We start from the raw sequence: 24,560 nt of genomic DNA, 5'->3' as shown, positions 1-24,560 counted from the left end.
GCTGCGCCGTCACCCGCCGATCTGATTGCGCTCGATCACGTCGAAGAACGCTCGGCAGATGTAGTAGTCCTCCGCGGTGGTGATCTTGATGTTCGAGCGCGGCCCGTCCACGCGGAACAGCTCGTGGCCATAGCGCCGCAGCAGGGTGGCGGTGTCGATGGAGTCGTGCTCGCCCTCCGCCACGGCACGGTTGTAGATGTCCAGCGCGGTGCCCAGGCGCAGACTCTGCGGGGCCTGGGCGACGTAGAGGAAGTCGCGCGGGAGCACTTCGTCGATGTGCCGGCCCGACGAGGAGACGATCGTCTCGTTGCCCTTGGTGCATGTGATCGCCGAGCCGAGCTCGCGCACCGTCCGGATGTTGTCGGAGATGAGTTGCGCGTCGATCAGCGGCCGCACGCCATCGTGGATGAGGACCACCGCGTCTTCGGGGCAGTCATTCGCCACGGCCCGCAGGGCCCGGTGCCTCGACTCCTGGCCGGTTGCGCCGCCATCGACGATCCAGTTCACCTTGGTGAGCTCGAACCGGGCGACCAGGTGCGCGAACCGGTCCCGCCAGTCCGGGTGGATCGCGACGACGACGCGGTCGATCTCCGGGTGGTCCTGGAAGTGTTGGATGGTGTGCACGATCAGGGGCGTTCCGTGGATTTCGAGGAACTGCTTGGGCAGGTTGGCGGACGACATCCGAGATCCGATGCCGCCCGCGAAGATCACTCCGATGTTCATCGCTGTTCACTCTCCATCGCTGGTATGCCGCTCGCCGAGGACGAGCCAGTCGATCACGCGATCAGCGGCGCCCGTGTCGACGCGGTCGAAGTTCTCCGCCCGGAAACGAGCGAGCTTGTCTTGCCCGAACTCGTTCTCCCGGATGGCCTGGACGACCTCGTCGAAAGTCTCGCAGACGCGGCCAGGGGCTGTCTCGTCGTAGTCGCGGTGGAAGCCGCGCGTTGCCGCGTAGGTCGTCTTGTCGGGCGCGAAGAACAGCATCGGCCGGTCGAGCAGCGCGAACTCGTAGATGATCGACGAGTAGTCGGTGATCAACAGGTCGGTGACGTGCAGCAGGCCCAGGCCGTCAGGGAACCGGGTGAAGTCGAAGAAGCGGTCGCGGTACTTCTCCGGGATCCGGAGGGGGTCTTTCACGAAGTGGTGCATCCGGAACAGCACCACGGTGTCGGGTGGGCACGCCCGGTAGAGGGCGTCGAGGTCGATGAGGCCGTAGTCGTAGAACGCCGCGCTGTGCGAGCTGCCCCGGAACGTCGGCGCGAACAGGATCACGCGCTTGTCGCGCAGGTGCGGATGCTGCGCGTAAAACGCCTCCGTGAACGCCGCTGTGCGCGCCTCGTCGAGGAACCAGTCCAGCCGCGGCAGCCCGGTCGGGACCACGGCGCTCTCCTCGATGCCGAACGCTTCCGCGTAGACGTGGCGCAGGTGCTCGGAGCCGCTGATCGCGGCCGAGTACTGTCGGTGCGGCTGGTCGAGGTGAGGCGAGTCGGCGATGCCGAAGCGGCTGTAGCCCACCGACTTGAACCCGCTGCCGGCGTGCCATAGCTGGATGACGCGCGTGCGCCGGTCGATGGTGACGACATCGAGCAGTCCGAAGTAGTCGTCGATCAGGATGACCTCGCTGGTGGCCATGAGGCAGATGAAGCGCGTGCTCGTGAGCCATCCCGCCGTGCCCGCGCGGCGGATGGCGTAGCGCAGGTCCAACTGCCTGTCGAGGCCGCGCTCGAGCATGCGCTCGTGGACACGCAGAAGGTTGCCCTCCATCGACGACTGCTGGTCGGAGGCGAAGAGGATCCGCCCGGGCCGGGGCCCGACGAAGCGGGCAACGAGACGGTAGACCGCGCGCGCGTACCTCCGCTTCGCGTTCGTGCCGGCAAGCGCCGCCGTGATCCGCGCGGGGACCGAGGCAGCCTTCCGCGGAGGCGGCGAACGGCGCAAATGGTACGTGTGGACGAGAAGGTCGAGGCGCGAGGCATCCTCGCTACTCTCCTCGACGCCGAACGAGACCGTCAGGGCCGAGCGATTGCCGTCGTAGAGGAAGACGCGAGATGCGCGGTCGAGGTCTTCGAGGGCGCCGCCGTGGCACGACGCCGTCGGGCCGGGCTCTTGATCGAGGCGCGCCTGAACGCGCCACGTTCCGTCGGGGATGGCCGCGCGATCCGCGAACGTCGTGACATTGACCCGGATGGCGAACGAGCCGCCGCCTTCGTCCGCGCACGGGACGTCGAACACGCGGCCGCCGTCGGTGAACACGAACGACACGTCGGGCCGATCCGCTGAGTCGGGACCAGGCGAAAGGCGCAGCCGAATCGTCAGGTGGACGCGCTCCCACGAGAACCCGGTCGCTTCGAGCACGTGGCCGCGCGCGAGGGGATCGTCTGCGGACACGAGTGCAGTATATTTCAGGCCGGTCCGCGGCCCGCTCAGCGGGCCATCAGCTCCTCGATCCTGTCCACGACCCGTCGCGCGGCGGAGCCGTCGTCGCCGCTGCCTCGGGCCTTCAGGAACTGCTCGATCCGGTGCCGGTGGGCCTCGGGGTCGAAGCCTGCGATCTGGGCGAGCAGCTCGTCGTTCGAGGTCGCGAGCGGCAGGTGTTCGTCACAGCCCCGAGCCTGGTCGCGCTGCGCGCAGAACACGAAGGCCGGCTTGCCCGTGAGGAGGTAGTCGCACAGCCACCGGGAGCGATCGGCGATGCCCGCGTCGGCGAGGACGAGCAGCTCCTGCACGTCCGGGTAGGACGACGCGTTGTGGCAGTACGCGGGGAGCCCGGCCAGCGACAGGTCGGACGGCGCCGTGCCGCTGCCGTGGACGCGGATCAGGATGTCCCACGTTCCGCCGAAGCGCTCCGAAAGCGCCGCGCGCAGGCGGATGAAGTCGATGCCGCTGAGCGGCGCGCCGCGGGCGCCGTCACCGCGCGCGGGGGTGAACAGCGCGAGCCTCTGCCCCGTGTCGGCGATGCCGAGGCGGTCGAGCGCCTTCTTCCGCAGCTCGCCCGCGGCCTCGGGCGAGGTGTGGAAGAGGATGTCGTTTCGCGGGTGGCCGAGCGTGAGCCCGGGACCGGTGTGCAGCCAGTGCTGGCCGGATCTGTTCACGACCCCGCTCTGCTGCAGGCAGCGCCCGCTGTGGACGACGACCTTGGCGGCGGCGACAGCCCGGACGTAGTCGGCGGTGCCGTACCTGACGAAATGGAACTCCCGCGGGTAGGGGCCGACCGATTGCGGGCGCAGCACCCAGGTGATCCGGTAGGGCGCTGCGCGGCGCAGGAGCTCTTCGGCGACGTACTTGGGGTCGCCGGCGTACTCGCCGTCCTGCTCGATGATCACGATCGAGGAGCCGTCCACCGCGACTCTCCTGGCCACCATGCGCTTTCCGAAAACCGACATCCACGCGTCGATCGGCGAGGTGAGAGCGTTTTGCACGAGCGCTGCCAGGCCGCGCACGCCGAGGTGGATGGCGCGGACGAAGACCTCGACGAGACGGAACACGCTGCCGACGATCACGGTGAGCAGTCGTCCCTCGATCAGTTTGTCGATCATGTCTTCCTCGCAGGCACGCTCTCCACGAACGCGGAGAGCTGGCGTCGGGTGCGCTCGCGCAGCTCGGCGCGCAGCGCGTGGTCGGGCGCCGGCAGGTCGTTGCTCACGAGCAGGCGCGCGATCCGTCGGAAGTCGAGCTCGTGCTCATCGAAGTACCTGTCGCGCAGGCCCGTGATCTCGGTCAGGAACTGGAGCTTTTCTCCCCAGATGAGCCCCACCACCGGCACGTCGATCGCGTAGGCGGTGATCCCGGCGTGCATGCGCGCGCTCAGGATGATGTCGAAGCCGGCCACGAGGTTCACGAACGCTGCCGACGTCGTGGGCCTGGGCTTGAGCTGCTCGCTGCGCAGGTTCATGCTCGAGACCAGGGACTGGCCGAACTCCTGGTCGACGGTCATGCCGTTGGAGAAGAGGAAGAAGTCGGCGTCGAGCCGCCGCAGCTCGGTGATGAGGTTGCGGTAGAAGTTCGTCACGGCGTCTTGTGAGACGTCTCCGCCGTACACCGAGAAGTTGCGCGGGTTGATGAGGTTGATGCCGATTCGGTTGCCGCGTGGCTCGGCGCCGCGCGCGGCGGCACGGTCGACGACATCCATCTCCGCGAGCCAGAACACCGGGTCGCCGACGCGCTCGGTCACGATGCGCGCGTTCGTGATGTAGCGCTCGTTGAGGGTGTCGATGTCGTCGCGCGTGGTGATGACTCTCACGTTGTCGGAGTTGAGTGCCTTCTTCAGCCGTTGGCACCGGATGTCGGTCCGGCTGTAGCCCTCGACGCCGACCGCGTTCATCATGACGGGGATGTTGCGCTTGCGGGCGGCCTTCAAGATGATCTCGTCGACATAGTTCAAGCCCTGAGTCTTGAACTTGATGAATCCACCGCCGGTGAAGACGATCGCGTCGAGGTCCCCCAGCTGCTCGGTGAAGCGCACGCCGAGCTTGGCCCTCCAGTACAGGTAGTTGTAGTGGTAGGCCGCCCGCTGGCCGCGCAGCACCGACAGGACGGGCCGCTCGAACGCCTTCATCACCCGCGCCGCCCGGAAGCACAGGCGGTGCAGTCGGGAGCTGATGCTCGCCCCGCTCGGATCCGCGTCGATGTCGACGAGAACCGTGTCGGGGTCGTGCGTGCGCAGCAAGTGCTTCGAGGCCTCGACCAGGAGGTAGTCGCCCACGTTCTCGTTGGTGAGCAGGCCAACGACCCCTATCGTTCTCTTCATGCCTGGGTCAGTGTAGTGCCGCCGAGTGCATCGACGACGATCTCGGCGATGTGGTCGGCGCATGGCGTGCTCGCCGCTGCGGGCGGAGGGTCGCCGGGAACCTGCACCCAGCGGCGGGCGAAGGCCGCAGATCGCTCTTTGCTCGCCTCGCCGCTGGCGACCGCCGCGGCCAGCTCGTCCACCGTGCGGGCGATCGGGCCCGGCAGGTCGCGGTGGTAGTCGAGGTAGAAGTCGCGCGAGGCGAGGTAGTCGTCGAGGTCGGGCGCGATGAAGTACGTGGGCACGCCGACCAGGGCCGCTTCGTAGAGGGTGGAGGAGTAGTCGGTGACGAACGCGTCCGCGACGTGGAGCAGCTCCTGCGTCGAGAAGCCGGGGGCGGTGTCGACGTCGAGGCCGAACTGCCCCGCCATCAGCGGGTGCAGCTTCACCACGAGGTGCATGCCGGCGGCGGCCAGCGCGGAGCTGAGCGCCGGCACGTCGACGGTCACACCGCCGTCGAGGCGGAAGGTGGGCGCGAACACGGCGACGGCGCGGTCGCGCAGGTGCGGGTGAGCGTCGAGGATGCGCGCCCGTGTCGCCGCGGCGGCATCCGGGTCGCGCAGGCGGTCGACGCGCGGCAAGGGGGCCACGACGACTTTCTCCAGGGGCGTTCCGAAGGCCTCCGCGAAGGCCGGCCGGCACTCCTGGCCGCTGGCCAGCACAAGGTCGTAGCCCTGGTGCATGCGTGTCGCCTTCGCCAGTCGGGCGTCGCGGCCCTCCGCCTGGTCGAGGATGCTGAGCCCGAACTTCTTGAAAGCCCCCAGCGCGTGCCAGATCTGCATGACGGTGAGTGTCTCGCGGTGGCGCAGCACGCTGGCGACGATCGCGTACGTGTCGATGACCAGCACGCGCGCCGTCGCCACGTGGTACAGCTGCCTCAGCATGTGGGCCATGTAGCCGACCTTGGCCAGGTAGCCGGGCGGCACCATGCGCACCAGCATCACGACGCGCACGCCCGCGTCGCGTCGCGCGATCGCGTCGCGCAGCGCCGCGAAGTCCTCCGGGACGGTGGGATGCTCGCGGCTGATCATGACGACCTTGCGCTGCACGGGCAACAGCTTCAGCGGCGCGTACACCGCGGCCAGCACGACGCGCGCGATGGCGACGACCAGCAGCCGCAGCGGCATCGCACGGGATGCGCGGGTCGGCGCCGGGGTGCTGCCCCCCGGCGCGACGGTGTTCTCGGCGACCACCGCGCGCGTCGGGTCGGCGCGGCGGGTGGTCAGCAGCACCTCGCGCACGATGCGCTCGCTCGAACCGCCGTCGCACGCGCTCATGAAGCGCTCCAGGAAGGCCGCGTGGCGCGGGTCGACGCCGGCGGTGCGGATCGCGTCGGCGAGCTCCGCGTCGTCGCGCACGAGCGGGCCGATCACGTAGTCCGAGAACGGGTGGTAGAAGTCGCGGTCTGCGGTGTACTCCTCGAGGTCGGGGCAGAAGAACACGATCGGCCGGCGCAGCAGCGCGAACTCGAAGATCGCCGACGAGTAGTCGGTCACCAGCACGTCGGCCGCCATCAGCAGCTCGGTGATCTCGCGGTCGCGGGTCACATCGATCACGGTGCGAAGGCCCCGCCCCGCGACGTCGAGCGGCGCGACGAAGGGATGCATCTTCACCAGCAGCGTCCAGTCGTCGCCGAGTCGGGCAGCCACCGCCGCCCAGTCGACGCTGTCGTGGTCGAAGCGCGCGTCGAGCTGCCCCTCGCCGCGGAAGGTCGGGGCGTACAGCGCGATCCGGCGGTCGGCGGGGATGCCGTGCCGGGCGCGCACCGCGGCGCTCGCCGCGGCGACCGCGGCCGTGTCGAAGAACGCGTCGGTGCGGGGCACGCCGAGCGCGTGCACGCGAGCGATGTCGATGCCGAACGCCTCCGCGTAGTCGGCGCGCACGCCGTCGGCGCTGACGGTGGCGTCCGTGTAGTTGCGGTGCAGGGGCGATCCGGGGACCGGCCCGCCGGGCCGCCCGACGCGGCTCCACCCGACGCGCTTGAACGCGCCCGCGGCGTGCCAGACCTGGACGAGCCGCGTCTCGGCCCGGATGTGCAGCGGGTACACGAGCGGGTAGAAGTCGTCGACCACGATCGTCTGCGCCGAGGCGAGCAGCCACGGCAGCCGCACGAGATCGCGCAGCGAGCGCCGGGCGCGCAGCCGCGGCTTGAACACGCCGATCGCCTCGGCCGTGGCATCCTGCCGGCGCAGCTCGTCGCGGAGGAAGGCGAAGTTGCCGGAGAAGTCCTCGCGCGAGTCGGAGAGGAACACGGTGCGGCCGGCGCGCACCGGCGCCACGCGCCGCGCGAGCGCGTAGAGCAGGATGTAGCCCGCGAAGCGCCACTTCTGCAAGAACGCGCTCTGGCGGAGGAACGAGCGGAGGCGTCGCATGGGGGGCTTTCTGCGGAGGGAGGGTTCGACCCGCGATTCTAGCCGCAGGCCCCGAGCGTCGGCCGGGAGCGCCGGCGCCGGATCAGCGGCCGGGCTCGTGCGGGAGCGCCGGGGAGGACCCGCCCGGGTCGTCCAGGCCCGCGCGCCAGCCCCGCACGAGCGAGGACCGGGTGGCGCACACCACCAGCAGGAACCAGCCGAAGCCGCACAGCAGCGTGCTCTCGAAGAACGAGTTGGCCAGCAGCGCGATGAGGATCAGCGCCGGCCACGTGTAGACCGTGGAGCGCCGTTGCGACGCGGTGAGCCACGCGCGGGCGGCCGCGACGACGCAGAGCACCGCGAACAGGAACCCGCCGACCCAGCCGCCCTGCAGCAGCATGTCGATGAACGCGTTGAGCGCCGAGGTGTCGTCGCGACCGGTCAGCACGTTGATGTGGATGAACGGCAGCAGGTTGTCCGGCCACGTGCCGTACCAGCCCCAGCCTTGCACGGGCCGTCGCTCGACCATGTCCAGCGACGCGTTCCACACTTGCGACCGGGTGAGAAACTCGGGGGCGGCGTTCAGCCAGTACACCAGCGGCCGGCGGAACACGTACACGAGCACGGCGGCGATCGCGAGGATCGCGGCCAGCGCCATCTGCAGCGTGGAGCGCGTGTGGGCGGGCGCGCGCCGCACGATCGCGAGCACCGCCGTCGCCAAGCCCGTGGCCACGGCGAGCAGGAGCACGATCGGCGACCCGGTGAACAGGGCGAGGATCGCGGCCACCACGACGGAGTACACCGTGAGGCCGGGCCGGACGGAGCGCGTGCGCCACTCGACCAGGAAGGTGATCATCGCGAGCATGGTGACCAGGCCCAAGCGCGTGCGAGTGCCGAAGAGCCCTTGGATCGGCCCGCCGTCGGCGAGATTTCCGGCGACGGACAGGAACGAGATCGGCAGGTCGATCAGGATGCCGCTGAGCACCTCGACCAGCAGCGAACCGGTGAGCATCACGCGCAGCACGTCGCCGGTGGCGCGCACCGTCTGCATTGTGTCGCGGGTGTGGGCGACGACGGTGGCCAGCAGCGCGGTGGCGGCGAGGGCGAGCCATCCCGCGATCGACAGCGACGGGGACGTCGCCCACGCCGTCGTCAGCAACAGCCACGCCATGAGCAGGACGAGCGTGCTCGGCACGAGGCGCACGAGCGTCAGCTCGTGGCGGCGGGCGACCAGGATCGCGACGCCGACGACGCACAGTCCGACCACGACCGCGGAGTAGCCGGGCTGGCCCATGACGCTGACGAGAACGTGCGAGCCGAACAGCGCGCCGATCGTGGCCAGCGCGTACGACGCGGCCATCGCCGACGAGCCCAGCAGGTCGGGCAGCCACGCGTGCCGGGCCGCGCCCTCGGCCGTCATTGCTCGGAGACGAGCCGCTCGCCGCGCTCGATGGCGAGGGTCTGCTCGGTCGGGCCGACGCCGACGTGCGGCGACTGCTTGATCTTGAACGAGAAGAGGACCACCAACAGCCATCCCCATTCCATGAGCGGGCGCGACTCGGAGACGCCCTGCACCAGCAGCACGGCGCCCACCAGCGTGGGCAGCAGCGTCAGCGCGGAGTACGGGCGGTCGGCCTTGAGGTCCCAGCGCGGGCGGTCCACCGCGAAGAACCACGCGCGCCACACGTAGGCGAGCCACAGCAGTGCCATGAGGCCGACGCCGACGAAGCCGAGCTGGAAGAACACGTCCAGCCACATGCTGTGCGCCATGAACACCGTGAGGTCGTGGTCGATGATCCAGCGGTCGAATCCGCTCTCCCACGGCAGCCACGGCGTGCTGAAGCCCCAGCCGATCACGGGATGCTCCCACGCGCGCTCCAGCACGGCCGCCCAGATCTCCTCGCGGCCGGTGAGGTCCGCCGAGCGGCCGAGGAAGCCGGCGACCGTGTCGCGCAGCAGCCACGCCGCCGCGCCGCCTCCCGCGCCGACGACGAGGTACACGAGATACCACCGCGTGCGCTGGCCGGGCCGCTGGGCGGTGCGCATGGCCAGGGCGCTGGCCAGCACGACTGCGGCGGCGGCCGCGGCGAGGTACGCGGTCGCCGACTGCGCCCGGTACAGGAGGAACGCCGACAGCGCGATCCACGCGATGAGCCAGCCGCGCCGGCTGACCGACGCGAGGCGCACGGAGAAGACGATGACCCCGGCGAGCGCCGCCATCGCCAGCAGGTTCGAGTTGCCGACGATCCCCTGGATCCGCCCGCCCTCGAACAGCACGGCGCGGGTCCAGTACAGCTCGACGGGCATCGAGTCGGGAAGCTCGACGAAGTTCGGCAGGACCGGGCCGGCCAGCCACGCCGCCCACAGCTCGAACGCCACAGACAGCCCGAGCACCCACTTCAGCGCCGACGCGATCGTGCGCACGATCTCGCGCCACGTCAGCATGCTGGCGACGAACAGCCCCTGCAGCGTCGTCGCCACCAGCACACACCACGTGATGAGGGTCGCTCGCGGCCAGTGCGTCCACTGGAGGGATGCCAGCGCCCACGTCGCGTAGAAGAGCGGGAACCACGGCAGGCGGCGCCATGGCAGCCGGATGGCGCGCGGGTCGGCGGGCAGCGCCCACAGCACGATGCTGATCACGCCGATCACGGCGATGAGCGCGCCGAAGCCGACGGGGCCGAGGAGGTTCGTCCACATGCTCGCGGCGAACGCCGTGAACACGACGAATGTGCAGTACGCGCGCAGCAGGAGGTGGCCCGTCGTCTCGCGCTCCGGCGCGGTGGGCGGCGCGCTGGCGGCGTGCTGGGCGTGTGCGGCCATTGTGCACTCAGGCTACCCACTGGTGTTGTGTGCGTGCCGTCCCCTCGAGGGCGTCGCACGCCGGCCGCCTCGGAAAGTGGCGCGCCGCGCCGCATCCATTGGCGCGATGCGGCGCGGGCCGCCACCTTCTTGGCCCGCTGTGGGTTGCGCTCGTAGGCTGTAACGGTGCTGTTGCGCCTGTCCAACACCCCCCGCGACTACGCGTGGGGGTCGACGACACTGATCGCCGAGCTGGAAGGCCGCGAGCCCGCCACCGCCCCCGAGGCCGAGCTGTGGCTCGGCGACCACCCCGGCGCGCCGGCGACGGTGGAAGACGGCTCCGGCCGCACTCTCGACCGGTGGCTGGACGACCACGCGCCGGGCACACGGCTGCCGTACCTGCTCAAGCTGATCGCGATCGCGCACCCGCTGTCGATCCAGGCCCATCCGTCCAAGGCGCAGGGCGAGTCCGGGTTCGCGCGCGAAGAGGCCGCCGGCATCCCGCGCGACGCGCCCGAGCGCAGCTACCGTGACGACAACCACAAGCCCGAGCTCCTCGTCGCGGCGAGCGAGCGGGTGCGCGCGCTCGCCGGCTTGCGCGAGACCGCCCGCACCCAGCGGCTGCTCAGCGCGCTCGGCGAGGCGGCGGGCGTGCGCGAACTGCGCGAAAGGCTGGAGAAAGCGGATGCCGCGGGCCGGTTGGGCGACGTCGTGGCGTGGCTTCTTTCTCCCGCGGCATGTGCGGCGGTGGCCGACGTGCGCGCCGCGCTGCCGACGGCGTCGTCGGACGAGTTCGCCGACGAGCTCGCCGTCGCGCGGTGGCTCGACGACGAGATGCCTGGCGATCCCGGAGTGCTCGTCGCGCTGCTGATGAACCTCGTCATGCTGCGCCGCGGCGAGGGTCTCTACGTGCCCGCGGGGGTGTTGCACGCCTACGTCGACGGCCTCGGCGTCGAGATCATGGCGGCCAGCGACAACGTGCTGCGCGGCGGGCTGACCACCAAGCACGTCGACGTCGACGAGCTCGCAGCCGTGCTCGACCCCTCGCCCGGCGCGCCGCCGGTGATGCGCCCGGTCGCGCTCGCCGGCGCCATCGGCGACGTCGCGGTGTACGCGGCGCCGTGCCGCGACTTCGAGCTCGCGCGAGTCCGCGTCGCGGCCGGGTCGCCCGCACAGCTCGTGCCGCGCGGCATCTCCATCGCGCTCGCGCTCGCGGGAACCGTGGCGGTCGCGCAGGGCGGCCAGGAGCGCGCGCTGCGGCCCGGGCAAGCGCTGCTGGCAACGGATGCCGCGTTGCCGCTGCGCGTGGCCGGGGACGGCGAGCTGTTCCTCGCGCAACCCGGTCGCCGAATCCCCGGCGCGTCGTGAAGGTTCAAGGCATGGTTGAGCCTTTATGATCTGCCACTTGACCAGAGCGAATGACAACGGTGTAATTAGTGCAGTCACAACACGGGGGTGGAAAGACATGGCCGGAATGCACTATCGCGCGGAGGTTCCCGGGGATTGGTTCGTCGATCCCGTCGACCTCGGCGTCCCCGGCGTGCGTCGCCCCGCCGACGACGAGGCGCTGGGCTGGCAGACCGACGCGCTGTGCGCGCAGACCGACCCCGAGGCGTTCTTCCCCGAGAAGGGCGGTTCCACGCGCGACGCGAAGCGCATCTGCACCTCGTGCGAGGTGCGCGCGCAGTGCCTCGAGTACGCGCTGCAGAACGACGAGCGGTTCGGCATCTGGGGCGGGCTGAGCGAGCGCGAGCGGCGCCGTCTCAAGCGTCGCGCAAGCTGACATCCCGATCCTGGTTTACGGCGTGTGCCCCGGCTTGCGCGCGCCGATCGCGCCTAGGCTGAGACGCCATGCCTGCCCCAGCCGGACGCAGCAGAGTCCACGCCATCCTGGTGGTGCGCCCTGACGGTCGCACGCCGGCCTCGGCGCACCTGAAGCGCACACTCGCCGCCCTCGACAGCCAGTCGCGGCCCGTCGACGCGCTCACGATCGTCGCGTGCGGCGAAGACGACCTCGTTGCCGCGCGCGTCGCGTCCACGTCCGCCGGCTCCCTGCGGCTGCCGGCGAGCACGTCCTACGCGGAAGCGGTCCGTCTCGCCTCGGACGGCCTCGCCGAGGACGAGGCCGTCTGGCTGCTCGCTCAGGACACCGCCCCGGAGCCCGCAGCGCTCGAGCTGCTGGCGGGCACGCTCGAGCTGTCGGAGTCGGTGTCGATCGCCGCGCCCAAGCTCGTGCGCTGGGACGATCGGGCCGAGATCGCCTCGCTCGGCGCCACGATGACCCGGCTCGGCCGCACGGTCACGCTCGCCGAGGGCGAGCTCGACCAGGGCCAGCACGACGCCGACGAGGACGTCATGGGCGCGGACGTGCGGGGGATGCTGGTGCGCGCCGGCGTGTGGCGCGAGCTCGATGGCATCGACCGCGCGCTCGCCGGCGCCGACGAGGGCCTCGACCTCGGGGCCCGCGCCCGCTTGGCGGGCGGGCGGGTCGCCGTCGTGCCCGCGGCGCGCGTCGCCGTCAACGGCGACGGCGTCGCAGGGCTGCCCGATCCGCGCGACAGCAAACGCGTTCGCCGCATCGCCTACGCGACCCGCACGGCGCAGCTGCACCGCCGTTTCGCGTACGCGCGCGCTCTCGCCCTGCCGTTCGTGTGGCTTGCCACGCTGCCGCTGTCGGTGCTGCGCACCGTGGGCCACTTCGCGGCCAAAGCCCCCGGACTCATCGGGCCGGAGTGGGCGGCGTCCGCGACGGCGTTCGCGCGGTTCGGCGCGATCGCCGCGTCGCGGCGGCGCATCAAGGGCATCCGCCGCGTGCCGTGGTCGCGGCTGCGCGAACTGCGGCTGGGTCGCTTCGAGCTGCACAAGCGGCTGGACACCGTCGACCCCGACGCGGGCGTGCGCCGTCGCGGCGAGCTGCGCTTTTTCGCCGGCGGGGGAGCGTGGGCCGTGCTCGGCGGGCTCGTGGCCTCCATCGCGGTGTTCACGCCGCTGCTGGCGTGGCCGGTGCTCGGCGGAGGAGGGATGCTGCCGCTCTCGGACTCCGTCGTGGAGCTGTGGCGCAACGCGGGATGGGGCCTGCGCGCCACCGGTGTGCGCACCGTCGGCCCTGCCGACCCGTTCGGCGCGGTGCTGGCGGTGATCGGGAGCCTGTCTCCTGCGCACCCGTCGACGGCGCTGGTCGTGCTGTGGGTGCTCGCCCTTCCGCTCGCGGTGCTCGGCGGCTGGTTCGCCGCCACCCGCATCACCGAACGGTCGTCGCTGCGCATCGCGGGCGGCGCCGCGTGGGCGCTCGCACCCACCCTGCTGGCGTCGCTGCAGCAGGGCCGGCCTGGCCCCGTGATCGCCCACCTGCTGCTGCCGTGGCTCGTCTACGCCGGGTCGGTCGCCCACCGCTCCTGGGTCGCCGCCGCCGCGGCATCGCTCTGCTTCGCCGGCGTCGCCGCCGCCGCGCCCTCGCTGGCGCCGGCGCTCGTGCTGCTGTGGCTCGTGGCCGTGGCCCTGTTCGCGGTCGCTCGCGCGGGGATCGGGCTCGTGCGCGTCGTGTGGATCGTCGTTCCCGCCGCCGTCCTGGCCGCCCCGCTGGTGTGGCGGCAGGCCACGACCGGCAGGGCGCTCGCGCTGCTCGCCGACCCGGGCGTGCCGTGGTCGGGCACGCAAGCGGCTGCCGACCCCACGGGCCGCGCCGCGCTGGCCACCGGCTTCCCCACCGCCGACCCGGGCGGCTGGGCGGCGTTGCTGGGCGACGGGGCTTCCACGTGGTGGGTGCCGCTGCTGCTCGCGCCGCTCGCGATCCTCGCGCTGCTGGCGCCGGTCACGCGGAGGTGGCGCGGCGGGTGCACCTTGGTCGCCGTGGCGCTGGCGGGCATGGGCACCGCGTTCGCCTCGGTGGGCATCTCGGTCAGCTCCGCTCAGTCGCAGGCCATCCCGCTCTGGCCGGGCTGCGGGCTCAGCCTCGCATGGCTCGGCGTCGTCGGCGCCGCGCTCACGACGCTCGACGCCGGCCGCATCGAGCCGAGCGCCGCGTTGCGCCCCGCTGTCGTGCGCCCCGTCGCGGTCGCGGTCGTCCTTGTCGCGCTCGCGGCGCTCTCGTTCCCCGCGCTGTCGGGCGTGCACCGCGAGAAGGCCTTGCTCACCTCCGGCCCGTCCACGACCCTGCCCGCGTACGTCGCAGCCGAAGGGCGCACCGACCCCGACATCGGCACGCTCGTCATCACACCGCAGGACGGCGGGGGCATGGCGTCCACGATCGTGTGGGGGCCGAGCGAGACGCTCGACGGGCAGTCCACCTACCTTGCGTCGCGCACGGCCCCCACGGCGGCCGACCAGCGGCTCGCGGAGCTCACGGCCGACTTGGTCGCCTCCAGCGCGTCGGAGACGATGGACGAGCTCATCGCCGACGGCGTGTCGTTTGTCCTCGTCGCGCCCGCGCCCGAGCCGGAGTCCGAGCGCGCCCGTGCCGCTCGCGTTCGCGCCGTGACCGGCATCGACCAGCGGCAGCAGCTCGTCTCGGTCGGCGAGACGACGCGGGGCACGCTGTGGCGCGCTGTGTCCGAGCCGGGGGAGCGCGCTCGCCCGACAGCGAGGCAGAGCGCGCTCGGCGGCTGGGCGACAGCCGCGCAGCTCGCGGTGTTCACGATCGCCGTGCTGCTCGCGATCCCCACGACCGCGTCGCGCCGGGCCGCGCGCCGCACCCCTCGGATCGTCGGGCTCGACCCGGGAGGGGAGACATGACCGACTCGACCCGCACCCGCTGGGCGCTTCGCGGCGCGCGCACCTTGACCGGCGCGGCGGTCGCCGTGGGTGCCGTGGTGGCCGTGGTCGCGGGGGCAGCCGCACCGTGGCCGAGCACCGCCCACGCGCCCCTCGAGGTCGTCGTCGCCCCCACGCCGTCGGCCGCGGTCGCGGTGTGCGACGGCGCCGTGCTCGCGGCGGGCCGGGTCTCCGGCAGCGCCGACGAGATCGCCGCGATCACGAGCCCGACCCCGGTCGTCGCCGCAGAGGGCGAGGTGGAGGAAGTCTCTGTGCAGGCAGATGCCGTTCAGGGCTCCGAGGGCGTTCCCGCGTTCATCGCTCCCCCGCGCGGGCGCGACGCCACCTCTCTGGCCGCCGCGACCTCCGCGCGCGTCAGCGGCGACGAGTACGCGGGGTACACAGCCGACGCCTGCCGCCCCGCGCTGTTCGAGTCGTGGCTCGCGGGCGGATCGACCCAGACCGGGGCGTCCGACCTCGTGCTGATCTCGAACCCGGGCGAGGTCACCGCCACTGTCGACATCACCGTCTACGGCGCCACCGGCGAGACCGCGCCGCCCGGGGGCGCGGGAGTCTCGATCCCGGCGCGCGCCCAGCGCGTCATCCCCCTCGCCGGCCTCGCGCTCGGCGAGGACAGCCCGGTCGTGCGCGTCGTCGCCACCGGTGCGCCGGTGCGGGCCAGCATGCAGTCCAGCCTGATCCGCACCCTCGTGCCGGGCGGTCTCGACCAGCAGAGCGCGATCGCTTTCCCGATGCGCACGCAGGTGGTGCCCGGTGTCGTGGTCGTGGCGCCGCCCGCGGAGGCGGGCACGGCCGACTCGCCCACTTTGCTGCGCCTGCTTTCTCCCAGCGCGTCGGGGGAGGCGACCGTCACCGTCACCGCGATCGGGGGGACCGAACCGGTGCTGCCCGCCACGACCGTGCCGGTGGGCGAGGGCACGCCCACCGAGGTCGATCTCAGCGGCCTGGCGCAGGGCGCCTACGTGGTCACGGTCGTGGCCACGACGCCGGTCGTGGCCGCCGTGTGGCAGACGACGGGGTTCGGGGCCGGCTCGGACTTCGCGTGGCTGACCTCCGCGCCCGCTCTGGAGGGCCCGACGCTCGTCGCCGTCCCGTCCGGCCCCTCGCCGACGCTGCAGCTGGCCAACCCGGGCGCCGACGACGCGACCGTCGCGCTGCACGCGATCAGCGGCGCCGGCTCGGACCGCGCGATCCGGGTGCCCGCCGGAGGCTCCGCCTCGATCGCGCTGTCGGCCTCGAGCGTGTGGCAGCTCGACCCCGGGGAGTCGGTCGAGGTGCGCGGGCAGGTGACCTTTGCGGCATCCGACGCCCTCGCCGGCTATGCGGTGTGGCCGTCGGACGCGGCCGTCCCGCCGGTGCGCGTCTACCCGTAGGGGCGAGGGGAGCTCAGAAGTAACGGAACCGCTCGGGCCCGAGGTCCCACGGGTCGCGTCCGACATACTCGGCGGCTGCCCGGAACACGGCGCCTTCGATCGCCATCCGCTTGTGGAACTCGTCGTCACGGTGCAGACGGCTCAGCCGCTCCAGCGGCAGGCGGTACAGCACGATGCGCCGCTCGTCCGCGAAGACCTGGTAGCGGGGGATGCCGCCTTCCGGATCGTGGTGCGCCGGCATGTCGGCGAACTGGAAGCTCACCTCGCGCAGCTCGGGCCACGCCGCGCGCAAGAACTCGGCGACCGAGCCGACCGTGAGGTCGAACCGGTCGACCCGGGAATCGAGCGGGGCAAGAGGCGGCCGCACCACGGAGCTGCGGCCCATCCGGCCGTGACGGCCATGCCGGGACGGCCGTGCCGCTTGTGGGGCGCGTCGTGCTCGCATTCTCCCATCCTAGGTTCGGGCGGCGCGGCTGCGGCTCCGACGCGAGGCGCCCCGCTAGCGTGGTGCCGATGCGCGACAGACTCTGCTCCAAAGTGGGATGCGCCCGTGAGGCGGTGTCCACGCTGACGTACGACTACGACGATCAGATGGCCGCCCTCGGCCCCCTCGGCGGTGCGGACGACCCGCACGCGCACGACCTGTGCGCGATCCACACCGACCGGATGTCGGTGCCGAAGGGGTGGATCGTCGTGCGGCACGAGACCATGCGCGTTTGAATCGCGGGTCGCGACCGCGTGGGAGAATGGGCGGATGCCACAAGCCGCCGTTCCCGCCGTGACCGAGTTCGCGGTCGCCGACCTCGCCCTCGCCGAGTCCGGGCGCCATCAGATCCGCCTTGCCGAGAACGAGATGCCGGGCCTCATGGCGTTGCGCGCCGAGCTCGCGCCGAGCCAGCCGCTCGCCGGCGCGCGCATCGCCGGCTCGCTGCACATGACGGTGCAGACCGCTGTGCTCATCGAGACCCTGATCGCACTCGGCGCACGGGTGCGGTGGGCGAGCTGCAACATCTTCTCGACGCAGGACGAGGCGGCCGCCGCCGTCGCGGTGGGGCCGAACGGCACGCCGGACGCGCCCGCGGGAGTGCCGGTGTTCGCGGTCAAGGGCGAGAGCCTCGAGGAGTACTGGCGGTACACAGAGCGCATCTTCGACTGGTCGGCGGAGGGCTTCGACGGGCCGAACCTCATCCTCGACGACGGCGGCGACGCGACACTTCTCGTGCACCAGGGCGTCGAGCTGGAGGCATCCATCCCTGCGACAGGCTCAGGAGACGGGGCAGATGGCTCAGGGGAGTCGCACGAGCACCGCGTCATCCGCGACCTGCTGCGCGCCGGCATCGCCGCCGACCCGCAGCGGTGGACCCGGGTCGCGGCGGGCGTCATCGGCGTCACCGAGGAGACCACCACCGGCGTGCACCGGCTGTACGAGCTCGCCGCCTCCGGCGGGCTGCTGTTCCCCGCGATCAACGTCAACGACTCGGTGACGAAGTCGAAGTTCGACAACAAGTACGGCATCCGCCATTCGCTGCCCGACGGCCTGAACCGTGCCACCGACGTGCTCATCGGCGGCAAGGTCGCGTTCGTGGCCGGCTATGGGGATGTCGGCAAGGGCGCCGCCGAGGCGCTGCGCGGGCAAGGCGCGCGCGTGATCGTGAGCGAGATCGACCCGATCTGCGCGCTGCAGGCCGCGATGGACGGCTTCCAGGTCGCGCGCCTGGACGACGTCGTCGGCGAGGTCGACATCCTCATCACGGGAACGGGGAACCGGGATGTCGTGACCGTCGAGCACATCCTCGGCCTCAAGCACCTCGCGATCGTCGGCAACGTCGGCCACTTCGACAACGAGATCGACATGGCCGGGCTGGAGTCGCTGCCCGGGGCGGAGAAGGTCGAGATCAAGCCGCAGGTGCACGAGTGGCGCCTGCCGCACGGCCGGTCGGTGCTCGTGCTGAGCGAGGGCCGGCTGCTCAACCTCGGCAACGCCACCGGGCACCCGTCGTTCGTGATGAGCGCGTCGTTCACCAACCAAGTGCTCGCGCAGGTCGAGCTACACACGCGGACCGCGTCGTACCCTGCCGGTGTGCACGTGCTGCCGAAGGCGCTCGACGAGAAGGTCGCGCGGCTGCACTTGGACGCCCTCGGCGTCCGCCTGACCGAGCTCACGGCCGACCAGGCGGCGTACATCGGGGTGCCGACCGGGGGCCCCTACAAGCTCGAGCACTACCGCTACTAGCGTCCGTCTCCTCCGTGCGATCGCGGCTCGCCCAGATCAGGAGATCTCGAGCGTCGCCGACGAGGTCAGCGAGCGGGCAGGTCGCGGTCGGCGTCGAAGCCGGCGGTGAGGGATGCGACGCGAGAGCGCTCCAACGCAAGGGCGGTCAACTCGCGGTCGCGGCGCAGCGCGGCGACCGCGCGGACCACGACCTCGGGCGGCGCGGACGGAACAGGCGACACGTGCGCCGCGGCCTCCGACGCGAGAGTCTCCGCCAGTCGCGCCCGGGCGACCGGCTCCATCGTCTCGGCCCCGCGCGCGAATTGCGCGATGCGCCGGGCGAGGCTGTCGGGAAGCCGCGCGACGTCGGCCACCGCGGCCCACCCCTCGAGCCCGGGAGGCAGACCGGGCGCGGGCGGGGGCAAGCGCGGCGCCCGCGTGCGCTCGCAGTACGTGCCGGCGATGAGGTCGCCGAGCCGCTGGGAACGCGGGGTGAACGCGCCCACGAGCAACGCCACCGACCCCACGGTGAGGTAGATCTCCAGCACGCCCACCAGCGCGCGGATGAACGCCTGCCGAAACCCCGAGGCGCCGCCGTCCTCCCGCACGATGCGCCCGCCCACCGCCAGCCGGCCGATGCTGCGGCCCCGTGTGGCTGTCTCCACGGCGGTGGGGAGCACCACCATCGCCACGACGGTCACGGTGATCACGGCGATCGTCGCGGTGGCCTCGCTCAGGGCGCCTTGCGCTCCCAGCACGCTGAGGACGATCGAGCCCAGAGCGAGCAGGGCGAGGCTGATGACCACATCGATGAGCGCGCCGACGGCGCGCAGGAAGTAGCCCAGCGGCTGCACGTCCAGCGCGACGGCTTCGCCGGTGAGGATCTCGTCCTGGTGGATGTCGACGAGCACGGGAGGGCCCTCGGCCATAGGTACAGTGAAGCATATGGACCTCGACGCCCTCACCGCCGCGCGGCGCGACGAGTGGGCTCGGCTCGACGAGTTGTCCAAGCAGCGGACGATGGACGGGCGGGATGTCGACGAGCTCGTGGCGCGGTACCGCTCGGCATCCGCCGACCTCGCCGACATCAAGACCTCGGCGGGGCGCACCCAGACGGGCGACCACGTCTCCACGCTGCTTGCCCGCGCGCGGCTGCGGCTCACCGGCGCGGGTGAGAATCCGCTGCGGATGCTGCCCCGGTTCTTCGTGCTGCAGTTGCCGGCGGCGCTCTACCGCGTGCGCTGGGCGACGCTGGCGGTGACGATCGCGTTCCTCGTGGTTGCGACGGCGGCGGCGCTGTGGATCGCCGGCGACGAGCGGGTGCTCGCGGCGCTCGGCGACCGCGCCGAGCTGAAGTACTACGCCGAGCACGCGTTCACCGACTACTACTCGGAGAACCCCGCCGCCGAGTTCGCCGGCCAAGTGTGGACCAACAACGCGTGGATCGCGGCCCAGTGCGTGATGTTCGGCATCACCGGCCTGTGGCCGCTCATGGTGATGATGCAGAACGCCGTGGGCGTCGGGATGGCGGCTGCCGTGCTGTTCTCGTTCGGCCGCGGCGACGTGTTCTTCGCGTCGATCCTGCCGCACGGGCTGCTCGAGCTCACCAGCATCTTCGTCGCCGGCGCGGCGGGCCTGAACCTGTTCTGGGCGTGGGTCGCGCCCGGTCGCCGGGGCAGGGGGGAAGCCCTCGCCGAGGCGGGGCGGGCGCTGGCGACGATCGTGATCGGGCTGATCCTCGCGCTGGCGCTGTCGGGCGTGATCGAGGGCTTCATCACCCGCCAGCCGTGGCCCGCCTGGACCAAGATCGGCATCGGTGCGTTCGCGCTGGGGGTGTTCCTGTTCTACATGCTGTTCGTGGGCCGCCGCGCGGCGAAGCAGGGCGAGACCGGCGACCTCACCGAGTACGAGGCCGGCACGCGGCGCCTCGTGGCCGGCTGACCCTGATCGCCTACGCCTTCGCGCCGCCGAACAGCGCGCGGTACGCGTAGCCGGCTGCCAGGGCGCCGAGGGCCGGGAACACGAGGAACACCCACAGCTGGGCCAGGGCCTCCCCGCCGCCGTAGATCGCCGTCGCGATCGAGCGCGCCGGGTTCACCGACGTGTTGTCGACGGGGATGGTCGCGAGGTGGATGAGCGTGAGGGCGAGTCCGATCACGAGGCCCGCGATCGTCGGGTTGCCGCGCGTCGGGTGCGTGACACCGAGGATGACGATGACGAAGACCGCCGTGAAGACCAGCTCGACGACGATGGCGCCGCCGATGTCGAAGCCGCCGGGGGAGAGCCGCCCCCACCCGTTGCTCGCGAAGCCCGCCTGCTGCGCCGAGGTGAGCCATCCGTCCGGCCCGAACACTCCGACGAGCACGACGAGCGTTGTTGCGACCGCCCCGCCGATGACCTGCGCGATGACGTAGCGCAGCACGCTCGACCACGGGAATCGGCCCGCGGCCGCCAGTCCGAGAGTCACCGCGGGGTTGAAGTGCCCGCCCGAGATCGGGCCGAACGCGTACGCGCCGGCGACGACGGCCAATCCGACCGCGAGCGACACGCCGAGGAAGCCGACGCCGAGGGAGGTGCCGTTGTCGCTCGCGCCGAAGTCTGCCGCGAACAAGGCGGTGCTGATCACGCCGAGCACGAGCAGGAACGTGCCGAGGGCTTCGGCGACGAGCGCCGCCGTGGGGGACGGGAGGGTGTCTGCGGCGCCGGTCGTCGGCTGCTCGGGACGAGGCTCGCTCAAGGACTGCTCCTTCGGTCGGCGGGGATGGGTGCGCCCTGATGAAGCTAGTCGATTCCGTTCGCGCGCGCTGGCGACGAGCCGGTGTCGCGCAAACGGCGCGCGTGTCGCGGCCCGCCGTGCGCGCTCCCTGGGAATGCGCTGACAGTGGGTTAGCGTTTCCGTGTATTGCGCGATGCTCGCAGCTCGCGCCCTTACTCCAAAGGGAGGAATCTCATGACGGGCACACTTCGCAGTGCGGTTGCCGAGCTGGTCGGCACCTTCGTCTTCGTCTTCGCGATCATCGGCGCGGTCAACAGCGGCAGCGATTTGACGCCGCTCGCGATCGGCATCGCGCTCATGGTGATGGTCTACGCCACGGGGCACGTCTCGGGCGCGCATCTGAACCCCGCCGTCTCGGTCGGCGTGTGGCTGCGCGGCGCGATCGACGTCGCGGGCCTTGCCGCCTACATCGTCGCCCAGCTGGTGGGCGCGGCGCTGGCCGCGGCTGTCAGCTTCGCCATCTGGCCGGCGGCTGCCGAGGCCGCCAAGATCGAGATCGGCCCGGCCTTCCTGGCCGAGGCGCTGTGGACCTTCGTGCTCGTGTACGTGGTGCTCAACGTCGCAACGTCCAAAGACCACCCGGACAACTCGTTCTACGGGCTGGCCATCGGCGCCACGGTGTTCGTCGGCGCCGTCGGCCTGGGCGGGGTCTCCGGCGGCGGGTTCAACCCCGCCGTGGCGCTGGGCCTGTCGATCACGGGCGCGTTCGACTGGAGCGCCTACTGGCTCTACTTCATCGCTCCGATCGTCGGAGCCGCCCTCGCCGCAGTGGTCTTCCGCGCGCTCAACGCGCACGACAAGCTGCCCGCGTCGGCGTAGGACGCTCGCGGGCGCGCTTGTCTCGTCGCACTGCTCACGCTCTGATCCCACACGAGATCAGAGCGTGAGCAGTTTCGGGAGGAAGCCTTTGTCTCGCGCGAGATCACAGGCGAGCACGCCTACAGGCGCCCCGCGGCCTTGAGCTCCAGATAGCGGTCGGCGATCCGCGGCGGCAGCTGCTCCGGAGTGTCGGCGATCGCGTCGCCCCCGGCCCGTCCGATAGCCGACGCCACGTGCGCCGCGTCGCGCAGCGTGCGCTCGACCGCCGCCGCGCGGTACACCTCCTCGCCGGTCGCGCGCTGCGCGGCCAGCTCGTGCAGCGCGGTGTCGGTGACCGATCCCACCACCAGCCGCGCCGATCGGGAGACGAGCCCGAGCGACCCGAGGAAGCCGCGCGCCGACTCGGGCGCGTCCTGCGCGGTCAGCACGACGACGAGGGACGGGCGGGATGTCAGCGCACGCACCTGCGCGAACGCTCCGTCCCAATCGGTGTCGATGAGCTGCGACTCGACCGGCGCCATCGCGTCGACGAGCGCCGGCAGCAGCGCCGGGCCGTCCACGCCGGTGACCCGGGCGCGCACGACCCGGTCGAACATCACGAGGTGCACGTGGTCGCCGGCGCGGCTCGCGAGCGCCGACAGCAGCAGGGCGGCCTCCATCGCGGCGTCGAGCCGGACGCCGTCGCCGACCCGCGCCGCTGAGGTCCGGCCGGTGTCAACGAGGATCACGACGTGCCGGTCGCGCTCGGGGCGCCACGTGCGCAGCATCGTTGTGCCGGCGCGGGCGGTGGCTCGCCAGTCGATCGAGCGCACGTCGTCGCCACGCACGTACTCGCGCAGCGAGTCGAACTCGGTGCCCTGGCCGCGCACCTGAACGCTCGTGTTGCCGTCGAGCTCGCGCAGTCGGGCGATGCGCGAGGGCAAATGCCGCCGCGACGCGAACGGCGGCAGCACGCGCAGCGCCCCGCGCGCGTCGATCCGCGCCTGCCGCCCCGCCAGCCCCAGGGGCCCGGCCGAGCGCACCGCCACGAACTCCGTCGTGCGCTCTCCCCGTCGCCGCGGCAACAGGGGCACGACGAGGCGACGGCGTTCGCCAGGGGGGATGTCGATCCGCAACCGGTCGTCCGGGGCGCCCGCGGTCGGCTGCCATGCGTCGCGGACGAGCCCGCGCACCCTGCGCGTGCCGGCGTTGGCCAGCCACAACTCGGTCTCGACGCGCTCGCCGAGTCGCGCTCGCCGCGGAATGCGCCGCGCCACGGTCAGCCGCCGCGGATCGGCCGCGAACGCGACATCCACCGCCGCGAGCACCGCGCTCAGCGCCAGCCATCCCCCCACCACCGCCCACGCGGCCACGTCGGCGAGCACCGACAGCAGCACCACGGGGACGACCCCGAAGGCGGTGAGCAGGGCGGCGCGGCCGGTGAGGTACATGTCAGATCGGCACCCGGGTCTGCTGCAGCACCGACCGCAGGATCGCGTCGCCGGACACGCCCTCGATCTCGGCTTCGGGCCGCAGCCGGATGCGGTGGCGCCACACCGGCACAAGCATCGTCTGCACATGGTCGGGTGTGATCGCCGGATAGCCGCCCAGCCACGCCCACGCCTTCGCGGCCGACAGCAGAGCGGTCGACGCGCGCGGGCTGACGCCCAGTTGCACCGACGGGCTCTGCCGGGTCGCCCGCGCGAGGTCGACGACGTACGCGAGCACGTCGTCGGTGACGGTGACCGATGCCGCGGCCCGCTGCGCGGCCCGGATATCGTCAGCCGTCACCACCGCGGAGACGCCCGCGCCGGCCAGGTCGCGCGCGGTGAAGCCGTCGGCGTGCCGGCGCAGCACGTCGATCTCTGCCTCGCGAGCCGGCACCTCCACGACGAGCTTCAAGAGGAAGCGGTCCAGCTGTGCCTCGGGCAGCGTGTAGGTGCCCTCGTGCTCGACCGGGTTCTGCGTCGCGGCGACGAGGAAGGGCTCCGGCAGCGGCCGCGTCACGCCGTCGGTGGAGACCTGGCGCTCCTCCATCGCCTCGAGCAGAGCGGCCTGGGTCTTCGGCGGTGTGCGGTTGATCTCGTCTGCGAGCACGATGTTCGTGAACACCGGACCCTCGCGGAACTCGAACTCGCCGGTCCGCGCGTCGTAGACGAGCGATCCGGAGACGTCGCCCGGCATGAGGTCGGGCGTGAACTGGATGCGCTTCGTGTCCAGCCCCAGGGCGCGGCTGAACGAGCGCACGAGCAGCGTCTTGGCGACGCCCGGCACGCCCTCCAGCAGCACGTGGCCGCGCGAGAGCAAGGCGATGAGCAGGCCCGTGACGGTGCCGTCCTGGCCGACCACCGCCTTGCCCACCTCGAGGCGCACGCGGTTCATCGCCTCGCGGAGCGCGGCGGGGTCGTCCGACGGCTGCTGCGGCGTCGCGGGATCGGTCATGGGTCGGTCCTTTCGATGTGGACAGAGGCGCGCACGGCCGCCTCGAGGTCGCGAAGCCGGTCGCTCGCGGCGACGAGCTCGGCGTCGGTGGTGGGGACGGAGTCGACGAGGATGGCGCGCGCCACCTCGCGCGGGGCGCCCAGCCGGTCGGCCGCCGCGTCTGCCACCTCGCCGGCCGAGGCGGAGGGGCCCAGCCCCAGCAGGCGCGCGATGCGGTCCACCGCGCCCAGCCGCAGGGCGTCGAGCGCGT

The 24,560-nt window shown here is 72.1% G+C and carries 20 protein-coding genes and 1 pseudogene; 8 read left to right on the top strand and 13 right to left on the bottom strand.

Annotated features, from left to right (window positions below; genetic code table 11):
- Positions 1–9: 9 nt before the first annotated feature.
- From QM611_RS12310 to QM611_RS12280, 7 genes are all read right to left on the bottom strand, one after another.
- Positions 10–723 (bottom strand): IspD/TarI family cytidylyltransferase, encoded by a 714-nt coding sequence (locus QM611_RS12310; protein WP_415080210.1) that lies wholly within the window; start codon positions 721–723, stop codon positions 10–12.
- 6 nt (positions 724–729) lie between these two features.
- A complete protein-coding gene (locus QM611_RS12305) occupies positions 730–2,388 on the bottom strand; it encodes a CDP-glycerol glycerophosphotransferase family protein (RefSeq protein WP_415080209.1) in 1,659 nt (552 codons plus the stop codon).
- 35 nt (positions 2,389–2,423) lie between these two features.
- The gene (locus tag QM611_RS12300; RefSeq protein ID WP_415080208.1) at positions 2,424–3,536 is read right to left on the bottom strand and encodes a CDP-glycerol glycerophosphotransferase family protein; all 1,113 of its coding nucleotides are present in this window, start codon (positions 3,534–3,536) and stop codon (positions 2,424–2,426) included.
- Positions 3,533–4,747, bottom strand: coding sequence for a polysaccharide pyruvyl transferase family protein (locus tag QM611_RS12295; protein WP_415080207.1), 1,215 nt, complete (start codon positions 4,745–4,747; stop codon positions 3,533–3,535). Before QM611_RS12295 ends, QM611_RS12300 begins: the two co-directional genes overlap by 4 nt.
- Complete coding sequence (locus tag QM611_RS12290) at positions 4,744–7,158, bottom strand: CDP-glycerol glycerophosphotransferase family protein (RefSeq protein ID WP_415080205.1); 2,415 nt, start codon at positions 7,156–7,158, stop codon at positions 4,744–4,746. Before QM611_RS12290 ends, QM611_RS12295 begins: the two co-directional genes overlap by 4 nt.
- 82 nt (positions 7,159–7,240) lie before the next feature.
- Entirely contained in the window at positions 7,241–8,557 is a 1,317-nt protein-coding gene (locus QM611_RS12285) for an O-antigen ligase family protein (RefSeq protein WP_415080204.1), read from the bottom strand.
- Entirely contained in the window at positions 8,554–9,960 is a 1,407-nt protein-coding gene (locus QM611_RS12280) for an O-antigen ligase family protein (protein ID WP_415080203.1), read from the bottom strand. The genes QM611_RS12285 and QM611_RS12280 overlap by 4 nt, the downstream gene beginning before the upstream one ends.
- 165 nt (positions 9,961–10,125) lie before the next feature.
- Here QM611_RS12280 and manA point away from each other — a divergent pair, with 165 nt between their 5' ends.
- The 4 genes from manA (at position 10,126) to QM611_RS12260 (ending at position 16,082) form a co-directional block, all read left to right on the top strand.
- Positions 10,126–11,307, top strand: a complete 1,182-nt coding sequence (gene manA / locus QM611_RS12275) for a mannose-6-phosphate isomerase, class I (RefSeq protein ID WP_415080202.1) — start codon at positions 10,126–10,128, stop codon at positions 11,305–11,307.
- Positions 11,308–11,404: 97 nt separating this feature from the next.
- On the top strand, positions 11,405–11,722 hold the full coding sequence (locus QM611_RS12270) for a WhiB family transcriptional regulator (protein ID WP_415080201.1): 318 nt from the start codon (positions 11,405–11,407) through the stop codon (positions 11,720–11,722).
- 68 nt (positions 11,723–11,790) lie between these two features.
- Positions 11,791–14,670 (top strand): glycosyltransferase, encoded by a 2,880-nt coding sequence (locus QM611_RS12265; RefSeq protein WP_415080200.1) that lies wholly within the window; start codon positions 11,791–11,793, stop codon positions 14,668–14,670.
- Positions 14,667–16,082: a DUF5719 family protein gene (locus QM611_RS12260; RefSeq protein WP_415080199.1), complete on the top strand. Its 1,416-nt coding sequence runs from the start codon at positions 14,667–14,669 to the stop codon at positions 16,080–16,082. The genes QM611_RS12265 and QM611_RS12260 overlap by 4 nt, the downstream gene beginning before the upstream one ends.
- A 13-nt stretch (positions 16,083–16,095) precedes the next feature.
- On the opposite strand, the gene QM611_RS12255 is transcribed toward QM611_RS12260, so the two are convergent.
- Positions 16,096–16,467, bottom strand: a complete 372-nt coding sequence (locus tag QM611_RS12255) for a hypothetical protein (RefSeq protein WP_415080198.1) — start codon at positions 16,465–16,467, stop codon at positions 16,096–16,098.
- A 128-nt stretch (positions 16,468–16,595) separates the two neighbouring features.
- Here QM611_RS12255 and QM611_RS12250 point away from each other — a divergent pair, with 128 nt between their 5' ends.
- Both QM611_RS12250 and ahcY read left to right on the top strand, forming a co-directional pair.
- Positions 16,596–16,802 carry a DUF3499 family protein gene (locus tag QM611_RS12250; RefSeq protein ID WP_415080197.1) on the top strand — a complete coding sequence of 69 codons (207 nt, stop codon included), beginning with the start codon at positions 16,596–16,598 and terminating at the stop codon, positions 16,800–16,802.
- A 34-nt stretch (positions 16,803–16,836) separates the two neighbouring features.
- Positions 16,837–18,315 carry an adenosylhomocysteinase gene (gene ahcY / locus QM611_RS12245; protein WP_415080196.1) on the top strand — a complete coding sequence of 493 codons (1,479 nt, stop codon included), beginning with the start codon at positions 16,837–16,839 and terminating at the stop codon, positions 18,313–18,315.
- Between the two features lie 65 nt (positions 18,316–18,380).
- Here the strand turns inward: ahcY and QM611_RS12240 are convergent, their stop codons facing one another.
- Positions 18,381–19,223 carry an RDD family protein gene (locus tag QM611_RS12240; protein WP_415080195.1) on the bottom strand — a complete coding sequence of 281 codons (843 nt, stop codon included), beginning with the start codon at positions 19,221–19,223 and terminating at the stop codon, positions 18,381–18,383.
- A gap of 16 nt (positions 19,224–19,239) precedes the next feature.
- On the opposite strand from QM611_RS12240, the gene QM611_RS12235 reads away from it, so the two are divergent.
- The gene (locus tag QM611_RS12235) at positions 19,240–20,235 is read left to right on the top strand and encodes a stage II sporulation protein M (protein WP_415080194.1); all 996 of its coding nucleotides are present in this window, start codon (positions 19,240–19,242) and stop codon (positions 20,233–20,235) included.
- Between the two features lie 10 nt (positions 20,236–20,245).
- Here the strand turns inward: QM611_RS12235 and QM611_RS12230 are convergent, their stop codons facing one another.
- A complete protein-coding gene (locus QM611_RS12230; protein ID WP_415080193.1) occupies positions 20,246–21,031 on the bottom strand; it encodes an aquaporin in 786 nt (261 codons plus the stop codon).
- A gap of 213 nt (positions 21,032–21,244) precedes the next feature.
- Between QM611_RS12230 and QM611_RS12225 the strand changes: the two genes are divergently transcribed.
- Positions 21,245–21,889 carry an MIP/aquaporin family protein gene (locus QM611_RS12225; protein WP_415080192.1) on the top strand — a complete coding sequence of 215 codons (645 nt, stop codon included), beginning with the start codon at positions 21,245–21,247 and terminating at the stop codon, positions 21,887–21,889.
- A 119-nt stretch (positions 21,890–22,008) separates the two neighbouring features.
- On the opposite strand, the gene QM611_RS12220 is transcribed toward QM611_RS12225, so the two are convergent.
- From QM611_RS12220 to QM611_RS12210, 3 genes and pseudogenes are all read right to left on the bottom strand, one after another.
- Positions 22,009–23,319, bottom strand: a complete 1,311-nt coding sequence (locus QM611_RS12220; protein ID WP_415080191.1) for a DUF58 domain-containing protein — start codon at positions 23,317–23,319, stop codon at positions 22,009–22,011.
- A 1-nt stretch (position 23,320) separates the two neighbouring features.
- A complete protein-coding gene (locus QM611_RS12215; protein ID WP_415080190.1) occupies positions 23,321–24,310 on the bottom strand; it encodes an AAA family ATPase in 990 nt (329 codons plus the stop codon).
- A pseudogene (locus QM611_RS12210) lies at positions 24,307–24,560 on the bottom strand (DUF4350 domain-containing protein); the annotation flags it as partial. The gene QM611_RS12215 and the pseudogene QM611_RS12210, both read right to left, overlap by 4 nt.

The organism is Microbacterium sp., from assembly GCF_047606685.1.
Lineage (GTDB): Bacteria > Actinomycetota > Actinomycetes > Actinomycetales > Microbacteriaceae > Microbacterium.
The sequence above is the reverse complement of the archived record's forward strand: the minus strand, read 5'-3'. Positions and strand labels throughout refer to the sequence as shown.

Bases quoted from the DNA above. Each gene is read 5' to 3' on its own strand.
- QM611_RS12310 (WP_415080210.1), bottom strand. From the start codon at position 723: ATGAACATCGGAGTGATCTTCGCGGGCGGCATCGGATCTCGGATGTCG.
- QM611_RS12300 (WP_415080208.1), bottom strand. From the start codon at position 3,536: ATGATCGACAAACTGATCGAGGGACGACTGCTCACCGTGATCGTCGGC.
- QM611_RS12295 (WP_415080207.1), bottom strand. From the start codon at position 4,747: ATGAAGAGAACGATAGGGGTCGTTGGCCTGCTCACCAACGAGAACGTG.
- QM611_RS12290 (WP_415080205.1), bottom strand. From the start codon at position 7,158: ATGCGACGCCTCCGCTCGTTCCTCCGCCAGAGCGCGTTCTTGCAGAAG.
- QM611_RS12285 (WP_415080204.1), bottom strand. From the start codon at position 8,557: ATGACGGCCGAGGGCGCGGCCCGGCACGCGTGGCTGCCCGACCTGCTG.
- QM611_RS12280 (WP_415080203.1), bottom strand. From the start codon at position 9,960: ATGGCCGCACACGCCCAGCACGCCGCCAGCGCGCCGCCCACCGCGCCG.
- QM611_RS12270 (WP_415080201.1), top strand. From the start codon at position 11,405: ATGGCCGGAATGCACTATCGCGCGGAGGTTCCCGGGGATTGGTTCGTC.
- QM611_RS12265 (WP_415080200.1), top strand. From the start codon at position 11,791: ATGCCTGCCCCAGCCGGACGCAGCAGAGTCCACGCCATCCTGGTGGTG.
- QM611_RS12260 (WP_415080199.1), top strand. From the start codon at position 14,667: ATGACCGACTCGACCCGCACCCGCTGGGCGCTTCGCGGCGCGCGCACC.
- QM611_RS12255 (WP_415080198.1), bottom strand. From the start codon at position 16,467: ATGGGCCGCAGCTCCGTGGTGCGGCCGCCTCTTGCCCCGCTCGATTCC.
- QM611_RS12250 (WP_415080197.1), top strand. From the start codon at position 16,596: ATGCGCGACAGACTCTGCTCCAAAGTGGGATGCGCCCGTGAGGCGGTG.
- ahcY (WP_415080196.1), top strand. From the start codon at position 16,837: ATGCCACAAGCCGCCGTTCCCGCCGTGACCGAGTTCGCGGTCGCCGAC.
- QM611_RS12240 (WP_415080195.1), bottom strand. From the start codon at position 19,223: ATGGCCGAGGGCCCTCCCGTGCTCGTCGACATCCACCAGGACGAGATC.
- QM611_RS12235 (WP_415080194.1), top strand. From the start codon at position 19,240: ATGGACCTCGACGCCCTCACCGCCGCGCGGCGCGACGAGTGGGCTCGG.
- QM611_RS12225 (WP_415080192.1), top strand. From the start codon at position 21,245: ATGACGGGCACACTTCGCAGTGCGGTTGCCGAGCTGGTCGGCACCTTC.
- QM611_RS12220 (WP_415080191.1), bottom strand. From the start codon at position 23,319: ATGTACCTCACCGGCCGCGCCGCCCTGCTCACCGCCTTCGGGGTCGTC.
- QM611_RS12215 (WP_415080190.1), bottom strand. From the start codon at position 24,310: ATGACCGATCCCGCGACGCCGCAGCAGCCGTCGGACGACCCCGCCGCG.